Annotated in this window: 30 protein-coding genes; 19 read left to right on the forward strand and 11 right to left on the reverse strand. The window is 51.7% G+C overall.

What is annotated here, in order from left to right; translation table 11 throughout:
- Positions 1-60: 60 nt before the first annotated feature.
- The 5 genes from AAFJ72_RS06345 to AAFJ72_RS06365 all read left to right on the forward strand — a co-directional run bounded on the left by AAFJ72_RS06345 (position 61) and on the right by AAFJ72_RS06365 (position 3,360).
- Positions 61-501, forward strand: a complete 441-nt coding sequence (locus AAFJ72_RS06345; protein WP_432776470.1) for an RrF2 family transcriptional regulator — start codon at positions 61-63, stop codon at positions 499-501.
- Positions 502-565: 64 nt separating this feature from the next.
- Positions 566-958, forward strand: a complete 393-nt coding sequence (locus tag AAFJ72_RS06350) for an IDEAL domain-containing protein (RefSeq protein ID WP_432776471.1) — start codon at positions 566-568, stop codon at positions 956-958.
- A gap of 31 nt (positions 959-989) precedes the next feature.
- Positions 990-1,553 (forward strand): thioredoxin family protein, encoded by a 564-nt coding sequence (locus AAFJ72_RS06355; RefSeq protein WP_432776472.1) that lies wholly within the window; start codon positions 990-992, stop codon positions 1,551-1,553.
- A gap of 29 nt (positions 1,554-1,582) precedes the next feature.
- The gene (locus AAFJ72_RS06360) at positions 1,583-2,788 is read left to right on the forward strand and encodes an MFS transporter (protein ID WP_432776473.1); all 1,206 of its coding nucleotides are present in this window, start codon (positions 1,583-1,585) and stop codon (positions 2,786-2,788) included.
- A gap of 5 nt (positions 2,789-2,793) precedes the next feature.
- On the forward strand, positions 2,794-3,360 hold the full coding sequence (locus tag AAFJ72_RS06365; protein WP_432776474.1) for a DUF1273 domain-containing protein: 567 nt from the start codon (positions 2,794-2,796) through the stop codon (positions 3,358-3,360).
- Between the two features lie 59 nt (positions 3,361-3,419).
- Here AAFJ72_RS06365 and AAFJ72_RS06370 read toward each other — a convergent pair whose 3' ends face one another.
- The 3 genes from AAFJ72_RS06370 to AAFJ72_RS06380 all read right to left on the reverse strand — a co-directional run bounded on the left by AAFJ72_RS06370 (position 3,420) and on the right by AAFJ72_RS06380 (position 5,347).
- Positions 3,420-3,812 (reverse strand): ArsR/SmtB family transcription factor, encoded by a 393-nt coding sequence (locus AAFJ72_RS06370; protein WP_432776475.1) that lies wholly within the window; start codon positions 3,810-3,812, stop codon positions 3,420-3,422.
- Positions 3,813-4,226: an SRPBCC family protein gene (locus AAFJ72_RS06375; protein ID WP_122904891.1), complete on the reverse strand. Its 414-nt coding sequence runs from the start codon at positions 4,224-4,226 to the stop codon at positions 3,813-3,815.
- Positions 4,227-4,387: 161 nt separating this feature from the next.
- Positions 4,388-5,347 carry a DHH family phosphoesterase gene (locus AAFJ72_RS06380; RefSeq protein ID WP_432776476.1) on the reverse strand — a complete coding sequence of 320 codons (960 nt, stop codon included), beginning with the start codon at positions 5,345-5,347 and terminating at the stop codon, positions 4,388-4,390.
- A gap of 183 nt (positions 5,348-5,530) precedes the next feature.
- On the opposite strand from AAFJ72_RS06380, the gene AAFJ72_RS06385 reads away from it, so the two are divergent.
- Together AAFJ72_RS06385 and AAFJ72_RS06390 are read left to right on the forward strand one after the other, a co-directional pair.
- Positions 5,531-6,466 (forward strand): dipeptidase, encoded by a 936-nt coding sequence (locus AAFJ72_RS06385; RefSeq protein ID WP_432776477.1) that lies wholly within the window; start codon positions 5,531-5,533, stop codon positions 6,464-6,466.
- A 30-nt stretch (positions 6,467-6,496) separates the two neighbouring features.
- Positions 6,497-7,570, forward strand: a complete 1,074-nt coding sequence (locus tag AAFJ72_RS06390) for a P1 family peptidase (RefSeq protein ID WP_432776478.1) — start codon at positions 6,497-6,499, stop codon at positions 7,568-7,570.
- 17 nt (positions 7,571-7,587) lie between these two features.
- Here AAFJ72_RS06390 and AAFJ72_RS06395 read toward each other — a convergent pair whose 3' ends face one another.
- Together AAFJ72_RS06395 and AAFJ72_RS06400 are read right to left on the reverse strand one after the other, a co-directional pair.
- Positions 7,588-8,376 carry an SDR family oxidoreductase gene (locus AAFJ72_RS06395; RefSeq protein ID WP_432776479.1) on the reverse strand — a complete coding sequence of 263 codons (789 nt, stop codon included), beginning with the start codon at positions 8,374-8,376 and terminating at the stop codon, positions 7,588-7,590.
- A 46-nt stretch (positions 8,377-8,422) separates the two neighbouring features.
- The gene (locus AAFJ72_RS06400) at positions 8,423-8,740 is read right to left on the reverse strand and encodes a hypothetical protein (protein ID WP_432776480.1); all 318 of its coding nucleotides are present in this window, start codon (positions 8,738-8,740) and stop codon (positions 8,423-8,425) included.
- A 389-nt stretch (positions 8,741-9,129) separates the two neighbouring features.
- Between AAFJ72_RS06400 and AAFJ72_RS06405 the strand changes: the two genes are divergently transcribed.
- Both AAFJ72_RS06405 and AAFJ72_RS06410 read left to right on the forward strand, forming a co-directional pair.
- Positions 9,130-10,203, forward strand: coding sequence for a branched-chain amino acid aminotransferase (locus AAFJ72_RS06405; RefSeq protein ID WP_122904897.1), 1,074 nt, complete (start codon positions 9,130-9,132; stop codon positions 10,201-10,203).
- A 408-nt stretch (positions 10,204-10,611) separates the two neighbouring features.
- A complete protein-coding gene (locus AAFJ72_RS06410; RefSeq protein ID WP_432776481.1) occupies positions 10,612-11,274 on the forward strand; it encodes a YiiX/YebB-like N1pC/P60 family cysteine hydrolase in 663 nt (220 codons plus the stop codon).
- A gap of 283 nt (positions 11,275-11,557) precedes the next feature.
- Here the strand turns inward: AAFJ72_RS06410 and AAFJ72_RS06415 are convergent, their stop codons facing one another.
- Positions 11,558-12,937, reverse strand: coding sequence for a PLP-dependent aminotransferase family protein (locus tag AAFJ72_RS06415; protein ID WP_432776482.1), 1,380 nt, complete (start codon positions 12,935-12,937; stop codon positions 11,558-11,560).
- 107 nt (positions 12,938-13,044) lie between these two features.
- On the opposite strand from AAFJ72_RS06415, the gene AAFJ72_RS06420 reads away from it, so the two are divergent.
- The 3 genes from AAFJ72_RS06420 (at position 13,045) to AAFJ72_RS06430 (ending at position 15,149) form a co-directional block, all read left to right on the forward strand.
- Positions 13,045-13,665 carry an FMN-binding negative transcriptional regulator gene (locus tag AAFJ72_RS06420; RefSeq protein ID WP_432776483.1) on the forward strand — a complete coding sequence of 207 codons (621 nt, stop codon included), beginning with the start codon at positions 13,045-13,047 and terminating at the stop codon, positions 13,663-13,665.
- Positions 13,666-13,733: 68 nt separating this feature from the next.
- The gene (locus AAFJ72_RS06425; RefSeq protein ID WP_432776484.1) at positions 13,734-14,363 is read left to right on the forward strand and encodes a LysE family translocator; all 630 of its coding nucleotides are present in this window, start codon (positions 13,734-13,736) and stop codon (positions 14,361-14,363) included.
- 75 nt (positions 14,364-14,438) lie between these two features.
- Positions 14,439-15,149 (forward strand): B3/B4 domain-containing protein, encoded by a 711-nt coding sequence (locus tag AAFJ72_RS06430; RefSeq protein ID WP_122904988.1) that lies wholly within the window; start codon positions 14,439-14,441, stop codon positions 15,147-15,149.
- A 327-nt stretch (positions 15,150-15,476) separates the two neighbouring features.
- On the opposite strand, the gene AAFJ72_RS06435 is transcribed toward AAFJ72_RS06430, so the two are convergent.
- Entirely contained in the window at positions 15,477-15,722 is a 246-nt protein-coding gene (locus AAFJ72_RS06435) for a hypothetical protein (RefSeq protein ID WP_122904902.1), read from the reverse strand.
- A 272-nt stretch (positions 15,723-15,994) separates the two neighbouring features.
- Between AAFJ72_RS06435 and AAFJ72_RS06440 the strand changes: the two genes are divergently transcribed.
- The 5 genes from AAFJ72_RS06440 (at position 15,995) to AAFJ72_RS06460 (ending at position 21,334) form a co-directional block, all read left to right on the forward strand.
- Positions 15,995-17,434, forward strand: a complete 1,440-nt coding sequence (locus AAFJ72_RS06440) for an MDR family MFS transporter (RefSeq protein WP_432776485.1) — start codon at positions 15,995-15,997, stop codon at positions 17,432-17,434.
- Between the two features lie 463 nt (positions 17,435-17,897).
- Positions 17,898-19,148 carry a GNAT family N-acetyltransferase gene (locus tag AAFJ72_RS06445; protein WP_432776486.1) on the forward strand — a complete coding sequence of 417 codons (1,251 nt, stop codon included), beginning with the start codon at positions 17,898-17,900 and terminating at the stop codon, positions 19,146-19,148.
- 88 nt (positions 19,149-19,236) lie between these two features.
- Positions 19,237-19,407 (forward strand): hypothetical protein, encoded by a 171-nt coding sequence (locus AAFJ72_RS06450; protein WP_432776487.1) that lies wholly within the window; start codon positions 19,237-19,239, stop codon positions 19,405-19,407.
- Between the two features lie 171 nt (positions 19,408-19,578).
- Positions 19,579-20,055 carry a PilZ domain-containing protein gene (locus AAFJ72_RS06455; RefSeq protein ID WP_432776488.1) on the forward strand — a complete coding sequence of 159 codons (477 nt, stop codon included), beginning with the start codon at positions 19,579-19,581 and terminating at the stop codon, positions 20,053-20,055.
- 130 nt (positions 20,056-20,185) lie between these two features.
- Entirely contained in the window at positions 20,186-21,334 is a 1,149-nt protein-coding gene (locus AAFJ72_RS06460; protein WP_432776489.1) for a DUF2087 domain-containing protein, read from the forward strand.
- A 49-nt stretch (positions 21,335-21,383) separates the two neighbouring features.
- Here the strand turns inward: AAFJ72_RS06460 and AAFJ72_RS06465 are convergent, their stop codons facing one another.
- From AAFJ72_RS06465 to AAFJ72_RS06480, 4 genes are all read right to left on the reverse strand, one after another.
- Positions 21,384-21,689 carry a hypothetical protein gene (locus AAFJ72_RS06465; RefSeq protein WP_432776490.1) on the reverse strand — a complete coding sequence of 102 codons (306 nt, stop codon included), beginning with the start codon at positions 21,687-21,689 and terminating at the stop codon, positions 21,384-21,386.
- A 142-nt stretch (positions 21,690-21,831) separates the two neighbouring features.
- Complete coding sequence (gerQ, locus tag AAFJ72_RS06470; RefSeq protein WP_432776491.1) at positions 21,832-22,251, reverse strand: spore coat protein GerQ; 420 nt, start codon at positions 22,249-22,251, stop codon at positions 21,832-21,834.
- Between the two features lie 31 nt (positions 22,252-22,282).
- The gene (locus AAFJ72_RS06475) at positions 22,283-22,705 is read right to left on the reverse strand and encodes a cell wall hydrolase (RefSeq protein ID WP_432776492.1); all 423 of its coding nucleotides are present in this window, start codon (positions 22,703-22,705) and stop codon (positions 22,283-22,285) included.
- A gap of 151 nt (positions 22,706-22,856) precedes the next feature.
- Positions 22,857-23,423 (reverse strand): YqaA family protein, encoded by a 567-nt coding sequence (locus AAFJ72_RS06480; protein ID WP_432776493.1) that lies wholly within the window; start codon positions 23,421-23,423, stop codon positions 22,857-22,859.
- A 311-nt stretch (positions 23,424-23,734) separates the two neighbouring features.
- Between AAFJ72_RS06480 and AAFJ72_RS06485 the strand changes: the two genes are divergently transcribed.
- Both AAFJ72_RS06485 and mqnC read left to right on the forward strand, forming a co-directional pair.
- Positions 23,735-23,953: a hypothetical protein gene (locus tag AAFJ72_RS06485; RefSeq protein WP_432776494.1), complete on the forward strand. Its 219-nt coding sequence runs from the start codon at positions 23,735-23,737 to the stop codon at positions 23,951-23,953.
- 153 nt (positions 23,954-24,106) lie between these two features.
- A complete protein-coding gene (mqnC, locus tag AAFJ72_RS06490) occupies positions 24,107-25,213 on the forward strand; it encodes a cyclic dehypoxanthinyl futalosine synthase (RefSeq protein WP_122904912.1) in 1,107 nt (368 codons plus the stop codon).
- Positions 25,214-25,244: the final 31 nt, after the last annotated feature.

Here is a 25,244-nt window from a genome sequence, read left to right on the forward strand (position 1 = left end):
GACATTCCGAACTGTTAGAATTAAGATTACAGTACTCTTGCGAAAGGAGCCTTCTCAGACGTGAATAGTGAGTTTACGATAGCTGTTCACAGCTTGGCTTTGTTGGCTCATTTACCGGGACATATGGCAAGCAGTGAGCTTATTGCACAAAATGTATGCACCCATCCCGCGAGAATTCGCAAAATCATGGGGATTCTGCGTAAAAACGGATTCGTGAGGACAAAAGAAGGCGTAGGGGGCGGCTATATGCTGGCGTGCAACCCCGGCGAGGTGACTTTGGCCGCGATTTACCGTTCGATGTCGACAGGAACGCTGAAGCCGCACTGGTGCCCCGGTGACCCGAAGGAAGCATGCCTCGTGTCCGCCAATATGCACGACGTCATGGATCAGATTTTTACGGAAGCGGAGTTGTACTATACGAAGTATTTGGAGCAGCATACGATTCAGACGGTTCTGGATAAAATTCGCCAAGGGAAGTGCCGCGAACAGGACAGCCAGTAGACAGGCAACATTTTTAACTGGAAACTGTAACTTTTTTAACTACAATTGAAGGTGGTGCGTTCGTATGAATCGGAATGCCAAGCTGGAAATCAGCGATTGGGTAATGGGCAAGACCAGGCACGACGAGTTGGTGCAAGGCTTCGTGGAAACCGTCGATACGTGGCGGGGCATTGCTCGTGTTTTTGTCGTCAAATCCGACAATGAAGAGACGATTGGCAAGCTTGTGGCCATTCCGCTGCCATGGCTGGAACGCATGTCGACAGGCACCTTTGACGACGTGGAGCAACTGCATGACCTGATTGACCTGGCGCTGGTGACAAAAGACGAAGCGTGGTTCAAGGAGCTTACTGCCAAGCTGCAGGAAAAACAACAAATAGCGTCAGAAAGCCAAAGCCGCAAGCCGAGAAGTTTTTCCGCGCAAAACCGTCTGGGAACTTCGGCCATCTGGGAGCAGTAATTTTTTTTCAAATAGAGGAGGAGTATCAATAATGTCTACCGTGAATCAAAGCACGTGGTTCGAAAAAGGAATGAGCTTTGCCAAGTATCGCGCGAGCATGAGCGTCAATCAGGAGGAACTGGGCCGTGTCTACGAGCAGCTCACGTTTACCGAAGACGATCTGGCGTTTTGGAAGGAGCTGTCCGGGCGCAACTGGAAAGGCGTCGTGCTGACTGCCGACTGGTGCGGGGATGCGGCCTTGTGCGTTCCGGTCATCCAGCGTATCGCCGAGGAAAGCAACATCGAGCTGCGCTTTCTCATCCGCGACGAAAATCTGGAGTTGATGGACCAATATCTCACCAACGGTACGGCGCGGGCGATCCCGATTTTCATTTTCCTCGACCAGGACGGAAACGAAGCCTGTGTCTGGGGACCGCGTTCGCCGGAGGTGCAGGAGATGATTACGGCGGCTCGCGCAACGCTCCCTGCAGCGGATGCGCCTGATTTTGAAGAAAAGCAAAAGCAGTTGTACCGCACCTTCAAGGAGAAGATTACGACTGATCCTGCGATCTGGCGCACGGTGATCGAAAGCGTGAAGGCGAAGCTTACAGCCTAAAAAAATACAACAAGGATAGGAATGGATAAATGAATACGAGTAACACAGAGAGGAACGGGCGACCGATTCTTTTTCTCATGATAAACATGTTTATTGCCATGCTGGGAATTGGCTTGATTATTCCGATCTTGCCCGAGTTTTTGAAGGAATTCGGCGCGGGTGGAAAAACAGCAGGTTATTTGGTGGCGGCCTTTGGTTTGACGCAGTTTTTGTTCTCGCCCATCGCGGGAGAATGGTCGGATAAATACGGCCGCAAAATCATGATCGTATCCGGGCTGGCGCTGTTTACGATCTCCAATCTGGTTTTTGCGCTGGCAGAGCAGACATGGGTGCTCTACCTCTCCCGCTTGATCGGGGGAATCGGGGCAGCTTCGATGATTCCTTCCATGCTCGCCTATGTGGCGGACATTACGACCGAGGACAAGCGGGGAAAAGGGCTGGGACTGCTTGGTGCCGCGATGTCGCTCGGATTTGTGATCGGGCCGGGTATCGGCGGTTTTCTCGCCGAGCTTGGGCTGCGGATGCCGTTTTATATTTCGGCGGCGGTCGGTGCTGTGGCGGCAATCGGCTCCTTGCTGTTTCTGTCTGAGTCGTTGCCAAAAGAAAAGCAGCTGGCAGCCCGCGAGGCGGAGGAAAAGAAAGAAAACATTTTCCTGCAACTCGGCAAATCGTTTCACTCGTCGTATTTCATCATGCTGGTGCTGATTTTCACGATGACCTTTGGACTGGCGAACTTTGAAGTGATCTTCCCGCTGTTTGTCGACGCGAAGTTCGGCTACACGCCGCGCGACATTTCCATCATCATCACCGTGGGTGCCCTGGCCGGAACGATTGTGCAGGCGCTGCTGATCGGCAAGCTGATTACCCGCTTCGGGGAAAAGAAGCTTATCAACTGGACGTTTTTCAGCTCGGCCGTGACGATGGTGCTGATGCTGTTGTCGGGGAACTTCTGGTATATGCTCGTCTTGACCGTGCTGTTTTTCACGCTGACATCGATCATGCGCCCGGCGATCAACACGCTGATCTCCAAGCGGGCCGGGGATGAGCAAGGGTTTGTGGCCGGGATGAACAACGCCTACATGAGCCTGGGCAATATTTTCGGCCCGGCGGTAGCGGGGACGCTGTACGGCGTGCATGTAAACGCACCGTATTTGTTCGGGGCAATCGTTCTCCTGCTCAGCCTGTTCCTGTCGCGCATGGAGAGCCGACGTAGCCTGAAGCGGGTTGCGGCGTAAAAAGGATGGTAAAGCGTTTATTGGTTTCCGGATACAAGGCTCACGAGCTGGGCATATTCCACGACAAACATCCGGGACTAGCCATTATCAAGACAGCACTGAAGCGGCAGCTCACAAGATTTCTTGCGGAAGGTCTGGAATGGGTCATCATATCGGGGCAGCTCGGAGTAGAAATGTGGGCAGCCGAAACGGTTCTCGAATTAAAAAAGGAGCATCCCCGGCTAAAGCTTGCGGTGATTACTCCGTTTTTGAACCAAGAGGAAAAGTGGAAAGAAGAAACACAGGATTACTACCGACAAATTGTCATGCAGGCAGACTATGTGAACAGCGTCTATCAAACACCTTACCAGGGTGTTTGGCAGCTTCAGGAGAAAGACAAATTTTTGCTGGCTCATTCAGACGGTCTTTTGCTGGTTTACGATGAAGAAAACGAAGGCTCCCCGAAGTATTTGAACAAGCTTGCCGCGACAAAAGTGGCTCAAGGGGACTACCTGTTTTTTCGCATCAACGCCTACGACTTGCAAAGCATCGCAGAGGAACAGCAGCAACAATTTTATCATGACGACTTCTGAACCGGTTGCGATTGTTTCAGCAAAAAGGATAGGAAAGCGCGGCACGAATGCTGCGCTCCCTATCCTTTTTTACTGCTTTGTCCTGCTTCTCGTTCAACCAGACTCGGCCCGGCAGGTTGACTCTCCGCCTGATGCTCGCTCTCCACCAACCGCTTCAAGGCGTTCAGCTTGTTGTCCCAGAAGCGCTCGTAGTAGGCCAGCCAGCTTCTCAGCTCCTCCAGCGGCTCGGGCTGCATCCGATACCTCGTCTCGCGTCCTACCCGCTGTTCCTTGACCAGTCCGGCCTCGGACAAAATGCGCAAATGCTTGGAAACGGCTGTGCGGCTGATCGGAAAGTGCCGACTGATCGCCGTCACGGGCATTTCCTGCTCGCTCAGCAATTGCAGCAGTTTGCGGCGCGTCGGATCGGCGATGGCTTGAAAAACGTCGTGCTTGGCCGTAGAGCTGCTCATTTACGCTTCCACATACGCTTTCAGTTTAGGCAAGACAGACGAATCCCAGCCCTGGTTCATTCTGTCGCGCACGACAGCATGGCTTTCGCCGAACTCGGTTACAGTATCTGGCGACCAGCCGGAATGAATCAGCGTAAATTCAGTCTTGTCGCCCAAATCCTTTAAAGCGAAGGTGATAACCCAGTCTTTTCCCCACTTGAACACAAGGCGGTTGGGCGGGTCAATCTCCTGCACGACGCACGGCGAATCGCCGTATGGGGAATGAATGGTAAAGGCATGTCCCGCTACAGGCTGAAAATCGTTGGGCATGAACCAGGCTGCAATCCCGTCTGCTGTCGCGACTGCTTCCCAAACCTTTTGCAGCGGAGCGTGAAAAATTTGTGTCTGAACAATATCAGGAATCGTGTTGGACATGAATGCGCCTCCGTTATCAGAGAAGATAAGTTCTTTTGACGCTCGGAAACGAAACCAAATCGTTTCACTTTTTGCAGTATACGAAACCAAAAGGTTGCATGTCAACGGTTTGATTTTTGCAGGAAAAAAAATCATCTGACAGCTTGCTGCTCTGTGCTTTTTCAATGCACACGCAGGGCAGGGTACACAAACGTTTTCACCGTCACCCCTGTAAACGAGCAGCCCGCCGCCTTGGGATGTCCGCCACCTCCGTAGTGGGCCGCGATTACGGACAGATCCACGTCGTCGCGGATCGTGCGAAAGCTGATTCTGCCTTTTCCGGGATCGAGCATCGCCACAAAATCGAGCGTCTCATCGCTTTTGCACAAAAAGTTTCCCGTCGTCGATTGGTACTGCTCCAAAAAGACGACACCGACGTTGTACGTTTTCGGCTCATCCAGATCAATTTCGACGCTCAACCGCTTCATCTGCTTTGCCTTTTTCTGCTCAAACTCCGCGATTCTTCGCTCCTCTGTGTAAATCAAAAGCGCCTCCCAATCCTCGAACGCGAACTGCTCCAGGTCCTCGCTGCGCAGCCGTCCGATCACCTGGTCGGCAAACGTGCCGCGCTCCGCCAAATAAAACAACAGGTTCAACTGGTTCGCTTGCACATTTCCGGTCGCTTCCCAGTCCCACGTATCAAACGCCCGCACCAGCTCCACGTAGTCGGTGATGACGTCTGTTGGCGTCAAAAGCCCTTTCTTTTGCAAGTAATCGTAATAAAGGCTGGTAGCCGAAGTTTTCTGTCCCGCTGCTTCGACGATGACCTTTGCCCAGTCGTACTGCTCGGACAGGGGCAGCGATGTCGGGTGATGGTCGATCAGGACAAACGAATGCCCTTGCTCGACTTTTTTCTGAATCAGGGACGCCACTTCTTCATTGACGCCCACATCTGTAATCACCACGGACATTTCCGGCGAAAACTCTTCGGCAAGAAACGTCTGGATTTCCCGGTTGACGGTATAGGGCGATACGCCGCGGGGAAAGACTTCCCGGTCGCCATAGGCGATCCGGCTCAAGATCGCACACGATTCGCCGTCCAGGTCCTGGTCGGTGAAATGCATCAGTTTGTGCTGCGCCATAAAAAACCTCCTTGCCTTGACAGGATGACAGCCATACGGATTAGGATTTCCCTCCAGCGGATACTTTTAGTTGCCAAAGCGAGGATTTTTCCAGGGGATCGCTTTTCAAAATCCATTCCCGTAAAATGAAGGAATCAGGTGGAGTTCGCCAACAGAAAACGATAGCGAGGATGGAGGAAGCAAATGGCGGGAATGCCGATTATTGATTTGCATTGTGATGCGCTTTGGAAAATATGGGAGCAAAAGGGGAATCTCTCCTTTACCGATTCGGAAAAGCTGGACGTGAACCGGAAGCGGCTGCACGAGGGCGGAGTGAAGGTGCAAAGCTACGCCATTTACACACCGACCGATCTGCCGTCGGACAGCCGGTTTCAATGCGCCTTGGAGCAAATTCATTACTTTTATGCAGAAGTGCTCGGCAAACATCCGGAAATGAAGCAGATTCGCGACTGGAGCGACCTGGACAGGCTGCAGGACGGCGAGATCGGGGCGCTTTTGACGCTCGAAGGGGTAGAGCCAATCGGCAACGATTTGAAAAAGCTGCACATCCTCTACCAGCTCGGCGTACGCTCCGTCGGCCTGACCTGGAATTTTGCAAACCTGGCAGCAGACGGGGCGCTGGAGGAAAGAAACGGCGGGCTGACCGCGTTTGGCAAAGAGATTATCCAGTTCCTCAATGAACGGAAAATGTTGACGGATGTCTCCCATCTGGGCGAGCGCAGCTTCTGGGAGACGCTGGAGCTGGCGAAGTACCCGATTGCCAGCCATTCCAACGCACGCGCTGTTTGCGACAATCCCCGCAACCTGACGGACGAGCAGGCGAAGGCGATGTTCGCCAAAGGGGCGAATGTCCACGTTGTTTATTGCACGATGTTCATTAACGATACGACGCCGACGACGATTGACGATCTGCTCCGGCATATCGATCATTTTTGCTCGCTCGGCGGCGTGCGCCACATCGGGCTTGGCTCCGATTTTGACGGCATCACGACAAAAGTCGTCGGGCTTGAGCATGCCGGGATGAGCCAAAATCTGATAAACGAACTGCTCAAACGCTACAAGGAAGAAGAGGTGCGCGGTTTTGCCTACGAAAACTTTTTGCGCAACCGTCCGGTGTAGGCGAGCCGAAAGGGAAAGGAGGAAGCTGTCATGAAGCGTACCGGAAAAGGGAAAATCCGCGAGTTGGGGGTAGTGGTCGGCAAGCTGCCCACAGGCGCGAAAAACGATCTGACCGATGTGCCTGGAGTACGTGTGGGCCATGTGACGATTCAGCATGAGCTGGAAGACGGGGAGTATGCGTGTACAGGGGTGACTGCGATTTTGCCGCACGGCGGCAGCCTGTTCCGCGAAAAGGTGACGGCAGCCAGCTACGTCATCAACGGCTTTGGCAAGTCGACAGGACTTGTCCAGGTAAACGAGCTGGGCGTGCTGGAGTCGCCGATCATGCTGACGAATACGTTCTCCGTTCCGGCCGTCACACAGGGCACGTTGCAATACATGCTGGCGACGAACGAGGAGATTGGCGATACGACCGGGACGGTCAACATCGTGGTCGGGGAGTGCAACGACGGCCACCTCAATTCGATTCGCCGCTGTGTCGTGCGGCCGGAAGATGCGGTGGCGGCGATTGAAAACGCAACGGAGCATGCCGTGGAAGAAGGCGCGGTCGGAGCGGGAACAGGCATGGTCGCATTCGGCTACAAGGGCGGAATCGGTTCATCCTCTCGCGTCGTGTCCGCAGCCGGGCAAACGTACACGCTTGGCGCACTGGTGCTGTCCAACTTCGGCAGCAAGGACGACTTTTTGGGCGACAGGCTGTTTGCCTGTGCCACGCGTGAGCCTGTGGCCGCAGAGGCAGTCGAGAAGGAGGAGGACGGCTCGATTATGATCGTGCTCGCCACAGACGCGCCGCTGTCCGACCGCCAGCTGCTGCGCGTCGCCAAGCGAGCCGGGATCGGTCTCGGCCGCACCGGAAGCCACTTCGGGCACGGCAGCGGCGACATCGTGATCGCCTTTTCCACCGCGCAGAAGATTCCGCACCGGACGGAGTCGGTTACGGAGACGCGCATTCAGCTTCGCGAGGATCATCCGGTGATGAACGAACTGTTTGCGGCCGCCGCAGAGGCGACCGAAGAAGCGATCTACAACTCTCTCTCCCAGGCAGTGACGACGACTGGCCGAAAAGGGCGGACGGTTTATGCCATGCCGCTTTCGCTGCGATGAGGAGCGGGGAAGCAGTTTCAACGCAAAAATCCGCCTTCCGAATGAATGATTTGCCCTGTGATCCATCCCGCTTCCTCACTCGCCAAAAACGCAACCAGGCGGGCGGCATCCTCCGGTTGACCGAGTCGGCCCATCGGACTGCGGGCCAGGATGTGGGACGCAAGCTCTGCCGACATCCACCCGGAATCAGTCGGCCCCGGATTGACAGCATTGACGGTAATTCCGAGAGGGGCGACTTCCGCAGCAAAAGTGACCGTAAACGCATCCAGGGCCCCTTTTGTTGCAGCATACGCGATTTCGCCTGGCATGGGGCCTATGGACTGTCCAGAAGTCATGTGAATAATCCGGCCGTGGGCTCCTGGCGGGAATCTGCGGGCAAATTCGGTGCTGAGCATGATCGGTGCCCGGACATTGAGGGCGTAGTGAGCATCCAGACTGGCCGCATCCAGCGACTGGTAGCCATCCGTAGTCGAGTGACAGGCGTTGTTGACGAGAATACAGGGCGCACCAAGCTGTGCGGTTGCTTCGTCCAGGACGTGCAGCCAGGAATCAGGCTGGGACAGGTCAATCTCCATGCTGGCACACCTCACCCCAAGGCGCGATAGCTCCTCGCGCAATTGAAGCGGCTCATTGTCTTCCACTCCCCATTCCATCGTTTTGTCGTAAGCTGTCCAGTAGGTGAAAAACAGATCAATCCCTTGCGAAGCCAATTTTCTGCAAATCGCAGCGCCGATGCCTCTTCGGCGGCTGGCTCCTGTTACAATGGCGATTTTTTTGTGCGGCGTTTTTTCTTGCAGAGTGCTCATTCGCGTAACAACTCCTTATGACGTGCTGGAAAAGCGTCTTGCCACTTCAGAACAAAAGCAGGGCAACAGCCGGAGCCATGTAAATATAGCCGACGATAAGATACGCAAACAACAGGAAAAAACAGATGCCGGAAATGGTGAGGTTGCGGCGAACCTGTTTGGGATGGAACCCGAACAAACCAAGGAGCAGGCAAACAAAACCAACAATCCCCAACAATAGTGGAATCGCAACAATCATGAACTCACTCATGACAAATTCACTCCGCTCGGTTTCATCATGTGCGCTTCCGGCGCGGATCACGGCTGAAACGACAAGTGTGTCCCGGGCTTGGAAGCTGTTTTTACCAAAAATTGTATTTTTCAAGCGTAGATCACTTTCACCAACTGCTCACTTGCAAACTGTCAGGAGCATACCTGCTGACCTATTCCCGGCTGTCCTCCTCAGATATTGCAGAAGCCGAACAGGTCGCTGGAGGAAACGATCCTTTTTGTAAAATTAAGGATATTATCTATCATATCATCTTTGCAGTATGAAGCGGAAGCAGAGAAGAAAGAGAATGTACAAGAAAGAGAAAGGCACGCGCTGCCCGGTAGGTCGTCGTCAAGATGGAGCAATCGTTTTGGCCCCCATCCCGCAGCCGCTTCCCGGAAAAGGAAAGTTACGCTGGCAATTGTTCGAAATAGTTGTTATTTTTAATATATAAGTTCCGTTTCAAAAAAGTAGAATTTCATAAACCAAGGGAGATGTAGAGGATGGAGTGTCAGTTAACGATAACCCGAACAACACACCAAAAAGAAAAGCCAGCACTCGATAAGCTGGGGTTCGGCGTACATTTTACCGATCACATGTTCATCATGGATTACACGGAAGGCAAAGGATGGCATGATCCGCAAATCGTTCCGTATGCTCCCTTGTCGCTCGATCCGGCCGCGATGGTATTCCACTATGGACAAGCGATTTTTGAAGGATTGAAGGCGTACCGCAACAAGCAAGGCAAGGTGCTTTTGTTCCGTCCGGATCAAAACTTCAAACGGATGAACCGCTCTCTGGAGCGGATGAGCATGCCGCAGGTTGATGAGGAGTTCATGGTCGCTGCGTTGAAGCAGCTGGTGGCGCTTGAAAAAGAGTGGATTCCGGCAGAAAACGGCATGTCGCTCTATATTCGTCCTTTTGTAATCGCGACAGAGCCATGTTTCGGCGTGCGTCCCTCGAAAACGTACAAGCTGATTATCGCCCTGTCTCCCGTTGGCGCTTACTATGCAAATGGCATGGAGCCAGTCAAAATTTACGTGGAAAACAAATACGTCCGCGCGGTCCGAGGCGGAACAGGCAATGCCAAAGTAGCGGGGAACTACGCAGGCGCCTTGAAAGCACAGGAAGAAGCCAAGGAAAAAGGCTACGAGCAAGTGCTTTGGCTGGATGGCGTTGAAAACAAATACATTGAAGAAGTCGGCAGCATGAACGTATTTTTCAAAGTAGGGGAGGAAGTGTGGACTCCGGCTTTGAACGGCAGCATTTTGGAGGGAATCACCCGCGCTTCGACCATCCAGTTGCTCCAGGACTGGGGCATCCCGGTTGTCGAAAAGCGCATTTCCGTGGAAGACTTGTATGAGGCGCACAAGAACGGGCAACTGGAAGAAGCGTTCGGCACCGGAACGGCGGCCGTCATCTCTCCCATTGGCGATCTGAACTGGAACGGCCATCAAATGATTATCAACGGCGGGAAAACAGGCCCGTTGACAAGCAGAGTGTACGACACGATGACCGGAATCCAGTACGGAGAGCGGGAAGACAAGTTTGGCTGGTCTGTAGAAGTAACGGAATAACGACAGGCAACACACGAAGAGGCACGGCTCTCTCGCTTGGGCGAAGAGGGGCGATGCCTCTTTTGCTTTGTGTTGAAAGTACTTCTCAATTCAGCGATTAAAAAATTGTGAATGAATAACTAGATTCACTGGCCCCGCTCTCAACTGGTGTGGGAGCAGGTCCTTTCAAATAGGGGAAGAGGGTTGAGAAGATAATAAAAAAGAGTAGCAGCAAGATGAATTTTATAAAATCCGGGAACCTTTGCATTTAGTTATTCCTCCTTTAGAGGTAGCCTTAACAAAGAGAAAACACTATTTTCAACCATTTGGAGATCAACTTCATTCGAATGGTTAGTATTTATATTATACATTTGAGGGATTATTGCGAAACTTCAAAAACTAATAATACTCCCAATTGCTGCAGCTATTTTGTTAGCACCAGCTCTTTCCTTTGCAAAAGAGGATAAACATCCCAAGATCTCATACACCAAAGAACAACTGGATTATATTGAAAAAATCAAGAAAAACGATGCATTCACACTAGCAAATTGGAACAAGATTAAGAAGTTTGACGCAAGAAAAGTCGAGAAAATTGAAAAGTTGAAAGGTATCAACAAGAATAGTGACCAAAAAAAAGCTATGCTATCGACTTCCGGATCGGTGGGAACCTATGGCGACATCTTAGTAAGTCCTGCAGTAAATAAGGTTGACCACTTATATGTAGGCCACGCTGCCATCGTTTATGATGAAAGCTATACCATAGAAGCCTGGCCAGATGGTGGAGTGAAAAAAATGCCAAATAACTGGGCGAATCGGTATAGTAAATTGAAGGGCCTATACGTAAGCGGCGCTGAAGGAACTCACTATAAAGCAGCCAGAAGCTATGCCAATTACCAAATTGGCGATGAGTATAACTGGGCCTTTTTCGACAAGAGAAAAGAAAACCAATTTTATTGCTCTCAGCTTGTATGGCGCGCATGGTATAACCAAGGATTTAAAATAGGAAATGGCACTGACGAGTTAAATTTCCCGGTTACCCCCAATGATTTGATTAATGACTCAGACACTGTAGAATTCTACTCAAAAGGATAAAGCTGTGGGAACTCCCTTCACATATTGTCGGGAGTTCCTGAGTTTTTTAGTGGAGGTCGAAATTTATGAACAAACTCATCTATAAAATTTTAATACCTTGCCTTTTACTTCTAGTTTCTGCTTGCAATCAACAAGAGAAAGTCAACCCACCATTTTTATATGTTATTTTTACTGATTCCACATATCCTGATAGCGAATTAATTGCCCTAGATAAAAACGGTCTTATCACTGAGCGTAAGCAAATTGAACGCAAAAACAATTGCTTGGCAAAGGCAGAGGTCGGTTACAACCAAGCCTTTTGCAACAGCCCCACACCCTGGCGCACTTCCTCCCAGGTCAAATTGTTGAAACCAAGTTTCACAATCGGTTTGTCGGGCTTGTTTTTCACGAAAAAGAGCGAAGTCGGATAAACTTTTACCCCCTGCTGGAGCGCTTGCTGAATCAGCCACTCTTCTGAACGCTCCACGTGTACCTTGACTAGCACGTACAGCCCAGACTGCTCGCCAATAATTGTGATCTGCTGCTTAAAATGCTGCCTTAATTCCGACACAAGATGTTGCATTTTTCGTTTGTAAACAAGCCGCATCCGTTTAATATGCCGATTCCATTCCCCTTCTTCCATGAATTTTGCCATGGCCAGTTGGCTCAGGAGCGATGTGGTGCTCTCGAAATGGGCAAAGCGGCTTTTATAGCTGTCAAGAAGCGGCTGCGGCAGCACCATGTAGCTGATCCGGATGCCGGGGAGAAAGCACTTGGAGAAATTCCCAAGGTAAATCACCCGCGCGGAATCAATCGAGGCGAGCGCGGGAAAAGGCTGCTGCGTATAGCGAAACTCGCTGTCGTAATCGTCTTCGATAATATAGCCTTGTACGGTGTTTGCCCAATGGATCAGGGCATGCCGCTGTTGAATGGGCATGCTTACCCCGTACGGACTGTGATGGGACGGCGCGACGTAAATCAGGCGGGATTGCAACTGTTCCAGGTGCGAAAAGTCAGCGCCTGTCTCGTAAACGGGCAACGTTTCAAGCGTAAAGCCGTTTAGTTGAAACGCTTTCCTGGCGCCGTCGTAGCCAGGGTCCTCCACGATTATGCCGGAAAAGTCGCGTTTCAGGACGTGGCCGAGATACACCAGCATTTGCTGGGTGCTGCTCCCGACAATAATCGCATCCGGGTCTGTTCTCACCCCGCGAGACTGGATGATGTAGGCGGCGATTTGCTCGCGCAGGCAGTGTTCGCCAAACGGCTCTCCGTAGCGAAAGCTTTCCTTCGCCGTCAATACTTGATTGGCGATCCTCCGCCACGGTTTTAAAGGAAAGTGAGCCTGATCGACAACGTCTGAGCGAAAATCAATGCGAACAGGCGGGACTTGCACGGATTGCCCGCGATACGTGGAAGGGGGAGCCGCTTGAAACAAGACAGGCTCTACTTCATTGACAAAATAACCTTTCCGCCCCTCGCCGCGAATATAACCTTCCGCCACAAGCTGTTCGTAGGCCATCAATGTCGTATTGCGGCTTACGTGCAAGGAGTCGGCAAGCTGGCGGATGGAAGGCAACTGCTCATCGGCTTTTAGGTCGCCCTGCTCGATGAACGATTTGAATTTCTCGTAGATTTGTTTGTATTTCGGAGAGTTGTCTTTGAAAGTGAAAATCGTGTTTTTCATGTGCGACCCCTCTGACATGTGTATTTGCTTATTATTGTATCTTTTCTCATGTCAGTTTGTATCCTATTGTTTTCAGTGACGGACACCCCGGAGAAAGGATGATAACGATGTACATTCCGAAGCTATACCGCATGGAGCGTGCGGAGGCCGTGCAAATGATGAAGGCAAACCCGTTTGCCTTGTTGGTTACTGTCGATGGACAACGCCCGTTGGCAACGCACATTCCGCTGGAAATTCGCGAGGAGGACGGGAAAATTTTTGCGACCGGGCATATCGCCTATGGAAACATGCAAAAGAAAACGCTGGCGGGCAATCGCGACGTGCTGCTTGTTTTTCAAGGGTCACACGCTTACATTTCATCGAGCTGGTACAAGAGCGAATCGGTTCCCACCTGGGACTATCTCGCTGTACACGCGTACGGTACGGCGCGTATTCTCACGGGGGATGAGCTGAAAACGGCTTTGGCTTCCATGCTCGAACGTTATGAAGCGCACCGGGAGAACGGCCGGCTATGGGAGACGTTTGACCCAGAGATGTTGGCGCGGGAAATGAAAGGAATCGTCGGGTTTGAGGTGGAAATCACCTCGCTTGAAGCGGCGGCGAAAATGAGCCAAAATCGCGACAATGCCGACTACCAATCCATTGTGACCGAGCTTGAAAAATCCGAGGAACAAGGAGACATCCAGGTCGCCAATTGGTTGCGCGAAAAGCGAAAAGAGCTGTTTTAAGCATCTGCTGCATGATGACCGCTTGCGGCCCGCGCTAAACCGATGTATGCAAAAAGGAGTTGCCGTAGATGGAATTTTCGACAATCTGGCTGTTTGTCATGACGGTCGCCGCCCTGCTGATAATACCCGGGCCAGCCGTGCTTTACATTATGGGCAGAAGCATCAATCAAGGGAAGAAGGCGGGGCTGGTATCCGTGCTTGGCGTATCGCTTGGCGGCGCTGTTCACGTCCTGGCAGGCGCGGTTGGCATTTCTGCGATTTTGCTGACATCCGCGACAGCCTTTACAATCGTGAAATATTTGGGTGCAGCTTATCTGATCTACCTTGGGTGCAAGACTTTGTTTTCCGCATCAGACAGCAAGACTTCGGAAATCGCGCAAGCCCCGCAGAAAAAATGGTTCAAGATTTTATGCGAATCTGCGCTCATCGAAGTCATGAATCCGAAGACAGCCCTGTTCTTTTTGGCATTTTTTCCGCAGTTCATCTCGCCTTCTGCCGGATCGGTCAGCGGACAGTTTTTGCTGTTGGGCGCGATTTTTCTTGCGCTTGCCTTTGTTAGCGACAGCCTGTACGCCATGCTTGCGGCGGGCATCAGCAAGCGGATGAAAGGGAGTGCGAAGCTGCAGAACCGGGTGACGGGCTATGTCTATATTGCACTCGGCGTATTTTCCGCCTTTGCCAGCCCCGAGAAAACGTAGTATTTTTTGGACACGAAAAGAAAAAGCGTGATTTTTGCTGGAAACGATCAGTACATGGAAACGGAGAGAGCGATTATGCCGAAATTTATTGTGGAAGATGATTTTTGGACGTTATTCCCGCATGCCAAAATCGGCACCGTGATTTGCGAGGGAATCGACAATGCCGTAAGAGACGTTGCCTTTTACGAGCAGCTGCTGCGGGAGGCAGAGAAAGAAGCCCGTACATTTCTCGACCAGGAGGAGTTCAGCAGCCATCCGGTCATCCGCGTCTGGCGTGAAGCTTTTCAGAAATTCAAGACGAAAAAAGGGGCTCGCTGTTCCATTGAAGCTTTATTGAAAAGAGTGAAAAACGGCCATTCCATCGGAACGATCAACCCGCTTGTTGACATTTACAATTCCATTTCGCTGCGCTATGGGCTTCCATGCGGGGGAGAAGATATTGACACGTTTGCAGGCGATCTTCGGCTGACGCTGGCAAATGGCAGCGAGCCGTTCGTCCCGTTGGGCAGCGACGAAAATGCCCCGCCGTATGCAGGGGAGGTCGTGTACAAAGATGAGGCCGGAGCCGTCTGCAGATGCTGGAACTGGCGCGAAGCCCAGCGGACGATGCTCACGGAAAAGACGAAAAATGCCTTTCTCTGTATCGAATTGGTGGATGAAACAAGAACCGACGTGTTTCATCGGGCGCTGAACGAACTGGCTGATTCCGTGTCGCGCAATCTGGGCGGCGCGGTGAAGGTGGAAGTGCTGGACATTCAGCATAGAGAGATGACGCTGTTGGGGTAAGGGCAGAGCACAGACGCGATGCGAAATAATAGTCGCGGCCTTGTGGGAAAGTCGCCCAACCAGAACAAACAGAACCGAAAAGAGGCACGACTCACTCGCGGCGGCGATGATGAGGCGTGCTTCATTCTTTGTCAGGCAGTTTTAGCAAGATAAACATCAAAGCCCAAAATATGCCGGCTAGCAGAATATTGCTGCCTCCCCCAAAAAATAATCCTGTGAAAAAGCCCAAGCCGATTACGAAACATAGTTCCCATATCTTTCGCATGTTTGATCCAACTTCCTTTTTGCTTTTCTCGTACTTTTCTTAAGACACAGAAGAAAGTTTGGTCAGGAAGTGACAAGTTGCCAAATCGAATGGACAAACAAGATCGCGACGATGACGGTGAATCCGAGCAGCGCGTAGGCTTTTTTCCGATTTTGGTTCCAGGTTAAAAAGGTTTTGGCTGCGATGTAAACGAGCATGCATATCAGCGCCAGAATGGGAAAAAATGCCGTAAAGCCAATCAGCGACAAGATTAGAAAGATAGCAAATGCCCACTCCAGGACTTTCATCGAGGTAGGGAGTTCCTGCACGAGCTTCACTCCTTGTTTTTGTATCCATTTTCCAATTCTACTACACGATAGGGAAAATGTGAAAAAAAAGAGATGCGTCTGTACCCTGGTAGCCAGCGAGGCATCGCCTCCTTTTCCTGTTGCCTGTCGGTACACATGTACATTTGCACGCTGTCCTGCGCAAAGTGTATTCGCGCATTTTTTGTTTCGTAGGTAAGCAACGTTTTGTGGTATACTATGACAACGCTTTTGGGCGAATCGAGCGCGTGTATACATAGAGAGAGGAGATCGAAATGAGAGGAAAGATTATGGCCGCGCTGATGCTCTCGACCTTCCTGGCCGCCATGGAAGGGACGATTGTGAGTACAGCCGTGCCGCGCATTACCAGTGATTTGTCGGGATTCGAGCTGGTGAGCTGGGTATACGCCATCTACATGCTGGCGACAGCCGTGTCTGCACCTATTTACGGAAAACTCGCTGACTTGTTTGGACGCAAAAATGTGCTGTTGATCGGGATCGGCCTCTTTTTGCTCGGCTCCACACTATGCGGTGTGGCGATGACGATGAGCCAACTGATTGTCTTCCGGGCGATCCAGGGCTTGGGTGCTGGCGCCGTCATGCCGATTACGATGACGATTATCGGCGACTTGTACACGGAACAGACGGCGAGAGCGAAGGCTCAGGGCTGGATCAGCGCGGTCTGGGGGCTGTCGGGCGTCGCAGGGCCGCTGATCGGTGGCTTTTTGGTCGATACGCTTTCCTGGCGTTATATCTTTTTTCTGAATTTGCCGTTTGGACTCGTGTCCTTTTTCATGCTGGTCTGGTTTTACTGCGAGAAGTTGCTGGCTAAAGCAAAGCGCCATATCGACTACCCTGGGGCGCTGATCTTCACCGTGGGCACGATTGCGCTTTTGTACGCGCTGTTGACGGGCAGCCAGCATCAGTCCTGGACGAGTCCGGTGACGATTTCCCTGATTGTCTTCGCGGCAGCGACCTACCTGGTGTTCGTTTCGGTGGAAAGAAAATCGCCGGAACCGCTGATTCCGCTCTCGCTGTTGACGAACCGCAACGTCACGATGATTAACATGCTCACCTTCCTCACCAACGGCATCGTCATCTGCATGGTCGTCTACTTGCCGATCTGGAGCCAGGGCGTGCTGGGCGAAAGCGCGACAATGGCCGGCTTCGTCCTGACGCCGATGCCAGTCTGCTGGACGATTGGCTCGGTGCTCTCCGGCAATTTGCTGGGCAAGCTGCGCGCCGAGCAGTTGATTACGGGCGGGACCGCCGTTTTGACGATTGCCGCCACACTGTTGACGATCCTGTCCTCGCACTCGGCGGGCTATTTGATTTATGTGGCGGTGGGCTTGATTGGTCTTGGTATGGGACTGATTAGCCCGATCGTCATGGTCAAAATCCAGTCGTCGGTCGCCGTGGACAAACGCGGCACAGCCGTTGCGCTCAACACGTTCACGGGTACTTTCAGCCAAACGTTTGGCGCGGCCGTTTTCGGCATGCTGTTCAACCTGGTGACGGTAGCAGAGGGGCATGCAAACCTGGGAGCTTCCTTTGAGACAGGCTCCATCCCTGCCGGAGAGCTGGCAGCAATCCGCGACGTGCTTGCCTCCGGTGTTCACGTCGTCTTCACAGGCGCCCTTGTGATTGCCGCCTGCTGCTTCCTGCTGTCGCTGTTGATTGCGAAAAGCCAAAAGCAGCAGGCACAGAGTCAATAGTCATATAACGGATAAAGCCGGTTTTCACCAAAACGTATGGTGTAACCGGCTTTATGCCTAACGGCAGGAGTGATTTTAATGGAGCAGGACTTTTCCGGGCAAAGTGAGTAGAGGGTCAAACAATTACATGTTGGATAAATGATGCTAAGAAGTAAGAAAATAATTGAAAAAACCGATCAATACGATAAAGCTTAAAATAATCAGTCCTGAAAATCCAACATACAGTAATAATTTTTGGAGAGTTTTGTTCATTATCACTAACCCCTTTTCTGTATTTTTCCAGTTACTTACTTGTATACCACGATGTGTGTTTTTTCAAGTGAAAGAGCAAAATTCGCTTAGGTATTTCTGAAGATGAAGTTTTCCAAAATGTCAAAAAATATATTGCCATGCTCCACTGCAATTCTATAAAATTTTTTTAGATGAATGTTATTCGCGCGTGTACAGACAGGAGTGTGTGACGATGGACGAAATTCGCCCCGTTTCTTTAAGCGATATTGATGAGGTAGTCAGAATAGCTGCCATGGCCTATCCGGGAAGCAACCTCCTGGGGACGGAAGAAAGGCAGAAGTTCGCAGAACGCGTCAAAAGCACGCTGGAAAATGACCCGATTGCCAGCTATCACGGCTGCTATCGGGATGGTCGTCTCGTTGGGATCATGAAATGGTACGATTTTTCCATGTATGTGTACGGTATCCCGATGTTGACGGGAGGAATCGGCACGGTTGCCGTAGACCTGTTGCACAAAAAAGAAAAGGTAGCAAAAGCGATGCTGCATGGATTCCTTACCGCTTATCGGGAGCGGGGGATTCCGCTCGTTTCGCTCTATCCGTTTCGCGTCGATTTTTACAAGCAGATGGGCTTTGGCGCAGGCAGCAAAATTCATCAGTATAATTTCAAGCCGGCGAGCCTGCCCTTTACAGGCAAGGAGCAGATCGTGTACCTGGAAAAAGAAGACAAGGAGCAGGTGCTTGCCTGCTACCAGCGCGTTGCCCAGAAGACGCACGGGATGATCCTGCGGACGGAGCGGGATATTGACAGCCTCTTCAATGTGCCGGAAAAAATCGTGGTCGGCGTGCGGCAAGAAGGCAAGCTGACAGGCTATCTCGCCTTCCAATTTGAAAGCGCTCACGAGGAAAACAAAATGTTCAACAACCTCGTGGTCAAGGAGCTTCTGTACGAGTCGCGTGAATCGCTGGCCCAGCTTCTTTCGTTTTTGCACAGTCAGGCAGATCAAATCCAGCGCATCGTCTTGACGACGCCTGACGAAGATTTCCATCTGCTCTTGTCTGACCCGGGAAATGGCACCAACAGGCTTTTGCCCAGTGTCTACCACGAGAGTCACGTCTCGGGAGTTGGGCTGATGTACCGGGTGATTGACGTGCCAGGCTTTTTCCGCCAGCTGGCCGAACATCGCTTTGGCGCAGAGACCATTTGCCTGCAGCTTACGGTGCGCGATTCGTTCCTGCAAGAAAACGAAGGGACGTGGCTGGTGCAGTTCCAAAACGGACAGGCCCAGATCGTCGAGAACGGGCAAGCCGACGTGGCAATCGAGCTGGATATTTCCGATTTCTCCTCGCTCGTAATGGGGGTTGTCCGTTTCAGCAAGCTGTACGAATACGGGTTGGCCGAACTGGACGATACGGCTTTCCTGCCGCAGCTGGATCGACTCTTTTCCGCCGCGCAGAAGCCACAGAGCATGACAGCTTTTTGAGTGAAAATGGTCACGATTTTGTCATACATGGTTATCTTGTTTTGCCCTTCCCCATATCTTGTTAACAAAAGGGAAGGGGGCAAAGCGTATGATTTTTCTCACAATGGTCATCTTTTTTGCTTTTTTGCTGGTCGTCTGGCTTTTAGTAAAGCTCCTTTTCCGATTGGAAAAGCATGACACCATCGAGTATGACAAAAGAGAGCTTTGGGGACATTTTCACAAGAGCTTGCAGGACAAACGGTTCAGGAAGCAGAAATGATGTAAGAAGAGCGCCAACGGAAACGGCGCTGTTTCTTTGTCGATACAAGCGCTATGGACAATCGACGACGCTTGCCGAAACAAAAAGTGGAAGCAGGTGTCGGCTGGAGAAAAAACTTCGTCTGACTTTTCGCCACAACAAGTAGGAACAAAACAAAGGAAGGTGAGAGCAGTGGCAGGGGGATCAGGGGGTCACAAACGCGAATATTTCCGGCTGAAAATGGATCATCCCCTCTGTGCAGACATGACCATTGTTTTGGTAAAAGGGAAACAGCTGGAAATTGGCAGTACGAAAGTGTTGGTTGAGGACATAAGCGGAGGTGGACTGCGTTTTCTGTCTCATCTCAAAATGCCGGCCAGCGACCAACTCGTCCTGCAGTTTGAGACGGAGCTGTGTGAGGTGCCGCTAAAAATGCACGGACATGTGGTGCGCTCCCAGGCATGGGGAGAGAGGTTTTATGAATATGCCGTTCGTTTCACCATGGAGGAAGCCCAGCATCAGGAGATCAATCGCTTGGTCAACCAACTGGCCATTCGCTTTCGGAGCAATCGAGGGATAACATCGGGCCCCTACTGGAGAGGCGATCGGCAAGCCTTCCTGCAAGACCTGGCTCAAGCCGATAAGACGTTGAAGATGTCAAAAACATAGCTGAAACGATAGACAAAAAGCTCTGTTGTTTGCGCAAAAGTGCAAGCACGGAGCTTTTTTTTTTTGACATTAAATAAACAAAATGATAAATTGTCTATAATAAAATAAACGAATTAAGGGTGTGTTTGTGTTGGGTGTAATTGAACAGTTCTGGAACGCTTCATTGGAGGAAGCCAAGCAAGGGTATGTGGAGCGGCCGCATGATTACTTGTGCCTGCTGTGTGGAGCGGAAGTTGAAAAAGGAATCATCTATCCGGTTGACGGCGTCTTGTTTGAAGCATCTCGCTACATGCGCCACCATATCGAACAGGAGCATGGCTCGGTGTTTGCCCATCTGAGCGGGCTGGACAAACGGCTGACCGGGCTTTCCGACCATCAGGCAAGCTTGCTGCGCCTGTTTTTTGCCGGCAAGACAGACGCCGAGGTGCAGGCGGAGCTGGGCATTGGCAGTGCGTCTACGATCCGCAACCACCGTTTCGCGCTAAAGGAAAAGGAGCGGCAGGCAAAAGTGTTTTTGACGCTGATGGAGCTGCTGCGTCAGAAAGACAAGGAAGGCGCATTCGCTTCAGCGGGCAAGGCAAGGCCGCGCAAGCAAGAGGAAATCCAGGTGGAGTCAGACTCTCCCGAGTATGAAGCGATTTTGCAAAAATATTTTCCACAGGGGAAAAGTCATGCGCTGGACCGGATTCCGCGCAAGCACAAGCACAGGCTCGTCGTTTGCCGCGAAGTCGCCAAACGCTTTGCGCTGGACAGGATTTACACCGAGCGGGAGATCAACAGTATTTTGGAGGCGGTCTACAGCGATTACGTCACCCTGCGGCGGTATTTGATTGATTACGGTTTTTTGGACAGAGAGGCTGACGGCAGTGCCTATTGGCGCACGGGCCAGGACAGCGGGGAAAAGGAACAGGAGGAGATGGCCGTGAATCGCAAGCAAGAGCTGAAACAGTTGTACAAAGAAGTCAAGACGGAAGCTGGCGTCTACCAGATTCGCAACAAGGTGAATGGAAAAGTTTTGGTGGCGAGCAGCATGAACTTAAAAACGATCAACGGGAAAAAATTCATGCTGCAGCACGGCTCTCATCCGAACCGGGAGCTGCAAAAGGACTGGAATGAGCTTGGGGCGGACGCGTTTGAATTCGAGGTGCTGGAAGTGTTGAAGCCAAAAGACGAACCTTATTTCGATGCCACGGATGCGTTGGAAAAGCTGGAGGAAAAGTGGGTGGAGAAGCTGGCTCCGTACAACGAGCGCGGCTATCATCAGGCAAAACGTGTATAAGTCCAGTCAATCAGCAACAGGCTGCCTTTGGGGTGGCCTGTCTCATTTTTTATTCGAGCAGATGAAAACGCTCCAGATGGTCGCGGAGCCCTTCCTGCTGCAAAATCTCGATTTGTCTTGGCCCGATCAGGTCAAAGTGGGGAAACGGCTGGCGATGATGGATATAGGCGGGGTTCAGCCCGTTGGCGACGCACCAGTCCGTCAGCTTTTGCGTGTCGGCACAGCCTACCTTCGTCACCGTCTTGATCCCCGGAAAGCGCGGGTCCAGCCAGTAATGAGTCAAAAAAGCGATTTCCCCGCGCTGTACGGCTTGCTTCCACTGGTTCAGCTCTGCTCGCGAAATGCCAAATGCCACGAAGTCTCATCCTCTTCCTTTTTCAAGCTGGCTCGCACGCTTGCGAGCTTGGTCGTTCCCCCAATTATAACAAAAATAACAAAAAGACAGCTTCCGTCCGGCGTGTAGACACAAAGCTGTCCTTTTGGGCTTGAGACAAAGCTTAGCGAATCCCTTGCGGAAGAGAAGGAGGAATGTAGTTCAGTTCTTCATCCGCCGTGATGTAGTCGGTATTGACCATGAGCAGCAGGTAGCGTTTTCCAGTTTGCGGGTCGCTGAGAATGATGTGGTCGCGTCCGGCTGTCTCCAGCACGCCGCGGAAAATTTTGGCGTTCCACTGGCTGTTGTTTTCAAACGTCTGGTAAACGGTAATCACTTTGCCGCGATTCATGCGCAAAATGTTTTCGATGTACGATTCTTCCATGACTTGCCCAGGTGTGAGAGGCGTTCCAGGGATCAGCGCACCGCTTGGCTGCATAGGAACCATTTGCGGCTGCTGTTGCTGCATCCCGAAAGGAAACTGGGCGGAAGGATACATTTCATACCCGTACGGATATGGTTGGTATGGCATTTGTTGACTCATGATGAACTCGCTCCTTTATCTATCTGTTGATCTAATAAACGCGTGGACAATCTTCCGGGGATGGAATGAAGAAGCAGTGCGCCTTGTAACGTCCCGAGTTCGTCTGATTCCACCATGTTGGGGGGCAGTTTCCGGCGGGGCGGTAAAACCAAAGCGCATTGGTTGCGGGACGTGTACGCTCGCCGTTAACGGCGCGCTTGGCCAGACGTCTTTCCCGGTCGCGGGCGCGCTGGTAAAAGTACGGTTTTTGGACGGCTTCATACCCGCCCGGAGATTGATAAACCATATCCCGCATGCTCCGTATATTCCTAAAGTCGAGGCAGTTGGCGAGAATGCGGTTCACGCCGACGTTGGCGACCATGAGCATGCCCAGTTCGCCTTCTCCTTCGGCTTCAGCGCGGATCAAGCGGGCAAGCATATCGACGTCGTTACTGTTCGCTTTGATGACGGCCATTGCTTCACCTCCTCCTAAACTCACAATGACAATATATGGGCGTATACCAGATCGGTGAATGCTCCAACGAATTTTTTCGCAGCAAGCCAGCAAAAAAACGCCCGGGCAGCCGCACATGGCACGCTCGGGCGTTTTGCATTTCCAGGGACACTCAGGCATAACGTTTTCGACGCTTGCTCCAGATGAACCAGCCGATCGCCACGAGCGCGGCGACGCCCAGGAGACTGATCTCCAGGTATTCATCCAGCAGCACTTTGGCATGCTTGCCGTACAGGTGAAACAAGGTTCCGATCAGAAAAAATTTCAAGCCTCGGCCGACGATGGCAAAGAACATGAGCTTTGTCAGCGAGTAGTTGAACACGCCGCTCAGCAACGTAAACACCTTGAAGGGAATGGGAGTAAAAGCGCCGATCAGCACGGCAGCATCCCCGTTTTTGGCGAATTTCTCGGTGGCGGCCACAACCCATTTTTCCGGAAGCAGCTTTTGCAAAAGCGGCTTGCCCAGCCATTTACCCAGCAAAAAGCCGATTGGCGCACCGAGAATCGAGGCGGTAAAGGCTACGGTCGCATAGCGGAGCGCTGAACCGGGGTCGAGCAGACTCATCGCAATTTGCATAAAAAAAGGAGGAACCGGACTGATGAACGAATCCAAAAAGGCCATGCCAAAGAGTCCCCATATTCCATATTGCATGAACAGTTGTGTGATTTGATCGAGCATTGAGCATCTCCTTAGGACGTTTCCTCTCGGGTTTCCATTATACAGGAAAAATGCGGTCTACAGTAGTTAGCATATGCCGCTTTGTCCAACCACAGACCGCCAATTGGCTGAGCCAACAGTAGGAAATACGTTTTACAACACCGGGGGTTACGCTTTTCAGGTGCCAGGCCCGTTATGGAGAAATTCGACCTGCGCGATTCGACCCGGAAGAAGCAGGAATCACTAGGAAAGAAGTCCTCTTATTTTTCGTTGACGATAGGAAAGAATGTCCATTAGTATAAAAAAAAGGACATACAATATTGGAGGAACGGATGAAGACATTGGGATCGGGGAAAGTCGTTTTTTATGCGCCAGATGGAACCAAACTGGAGTTGACAGGAGAAATTGACGTGCGTGGAGATCGGGTAGCCGTGACGGAAATCATTTATTTTAACGGCCGGCCGAATGGCGCGCGTGAAACCAATCTGCCGCTTTCGCAAACCGTCATTTATTGGGAACCGGAAGTGTATGAGCAGATCGGATATGAATAAGACCCATGGCGACAGAAACGGACAGCTCTGCTTTTGGCAGGGCTGTTTTTCGTCAGTGCCCGGTTTGTGCCAGCACCCCGAACTATAGCCGTTATGTCCCGAGTGTGTTATCATGTGGGATGGAATTTACGTATGGTACGAGGAGTGATCCTTTTGATCGATGCTATATTGGAACGTGCCCTTGCCGGAGAACGACTGGGACTGGAAGACGGCCTCGCTCTGTTTGCCAGCAATGAAATTGAAAAGATCGGACACTACGCCAATCTGGTGATGCAAAAGCACCATCCAGACCCGATTGCCACGTTTGTTATCAGCCGAAATGTGAACTATACGAACGTTTGCGATACGTATTGCCGCTTTTGCGCCTTTTACCGACGTCCCGGTTCAAGCGAAGGCTATGTATTGCCCAGAGAGACTATTTTCCAAAAGATTCAGGAGACAGTTGATGTCGGCGGCACGGAAATCTTGATGCAGGGCGGAACCAATCCGGATCTGGGGATCGACTATTTCACCGACCTGCTGCGTGCGATCAAGCAGCGTTTCCCGCAAATTACGATGCACTCCTTGTCGGTAGCGGAAGTGTTGAAAATCGCGGAAGTTTCCAACATGACGGTCGAAGACGTGCTCAAGGAGCTGAAGGCCGCTGGGCTGGATTCCTTGCCGGGAGCGGGTGCCGAAATTCTCGACGACCGTACCCGCCGCAAAATTTCCCGCCTGAAAGGCTCGTGGAAAGAGTGGATCGAAACACAAAAAGCTGCCCACCGCATTGGCTTGCCAGGGACGGCGACGATGGTGATCGGCTTCGGCGAGGAAATGGAAGAGCGCGTGCTGTCCTTGATGCGCATTCGGGAAGCACAAGACGAGACGCACGGCTTCAAGGCGTTTATCGTCTGGACGTTCCAGCCGGACAACACGAACATGAAAGCGGTGAACAACACGCCGGAGGAATACCTCAAGACGCTGGCGATCAGCCGACTGATGCTGGACAACTTCGAAAATCTCCAGGCTTCCTGGGTGACGATGGGTCCGAAGTACGGCCAGCTTTCCCTCTCCTACGGAGCAAACGATTTCGGTCAGACGATGATGGAAGAAAACGTCGTCTCGGCTGCCGCATGTACCTACAAGGTGAACACCAACCAGATTCTCGAACTGATCCGCGGCGCGGGCAAAATTCCGGCGCAGCGCAACACCCAGTACGAGATCCTGCGCGTGTTCAAGGACGGCGAGATGGCGGAGCGGGATTTTGTGATGCAAAACTAATTGAAAAACATTCAGCAGCACGCTGCCGGAT

The organism is Brevibacillus gelatini (assembly GCF_050920745.1).
Lineage (GTDB): Bacteria > Bacillota > Bacilli > Brevibacillales > Brevibacillaceae > Brevibacillus > Brevibacillus gelatini.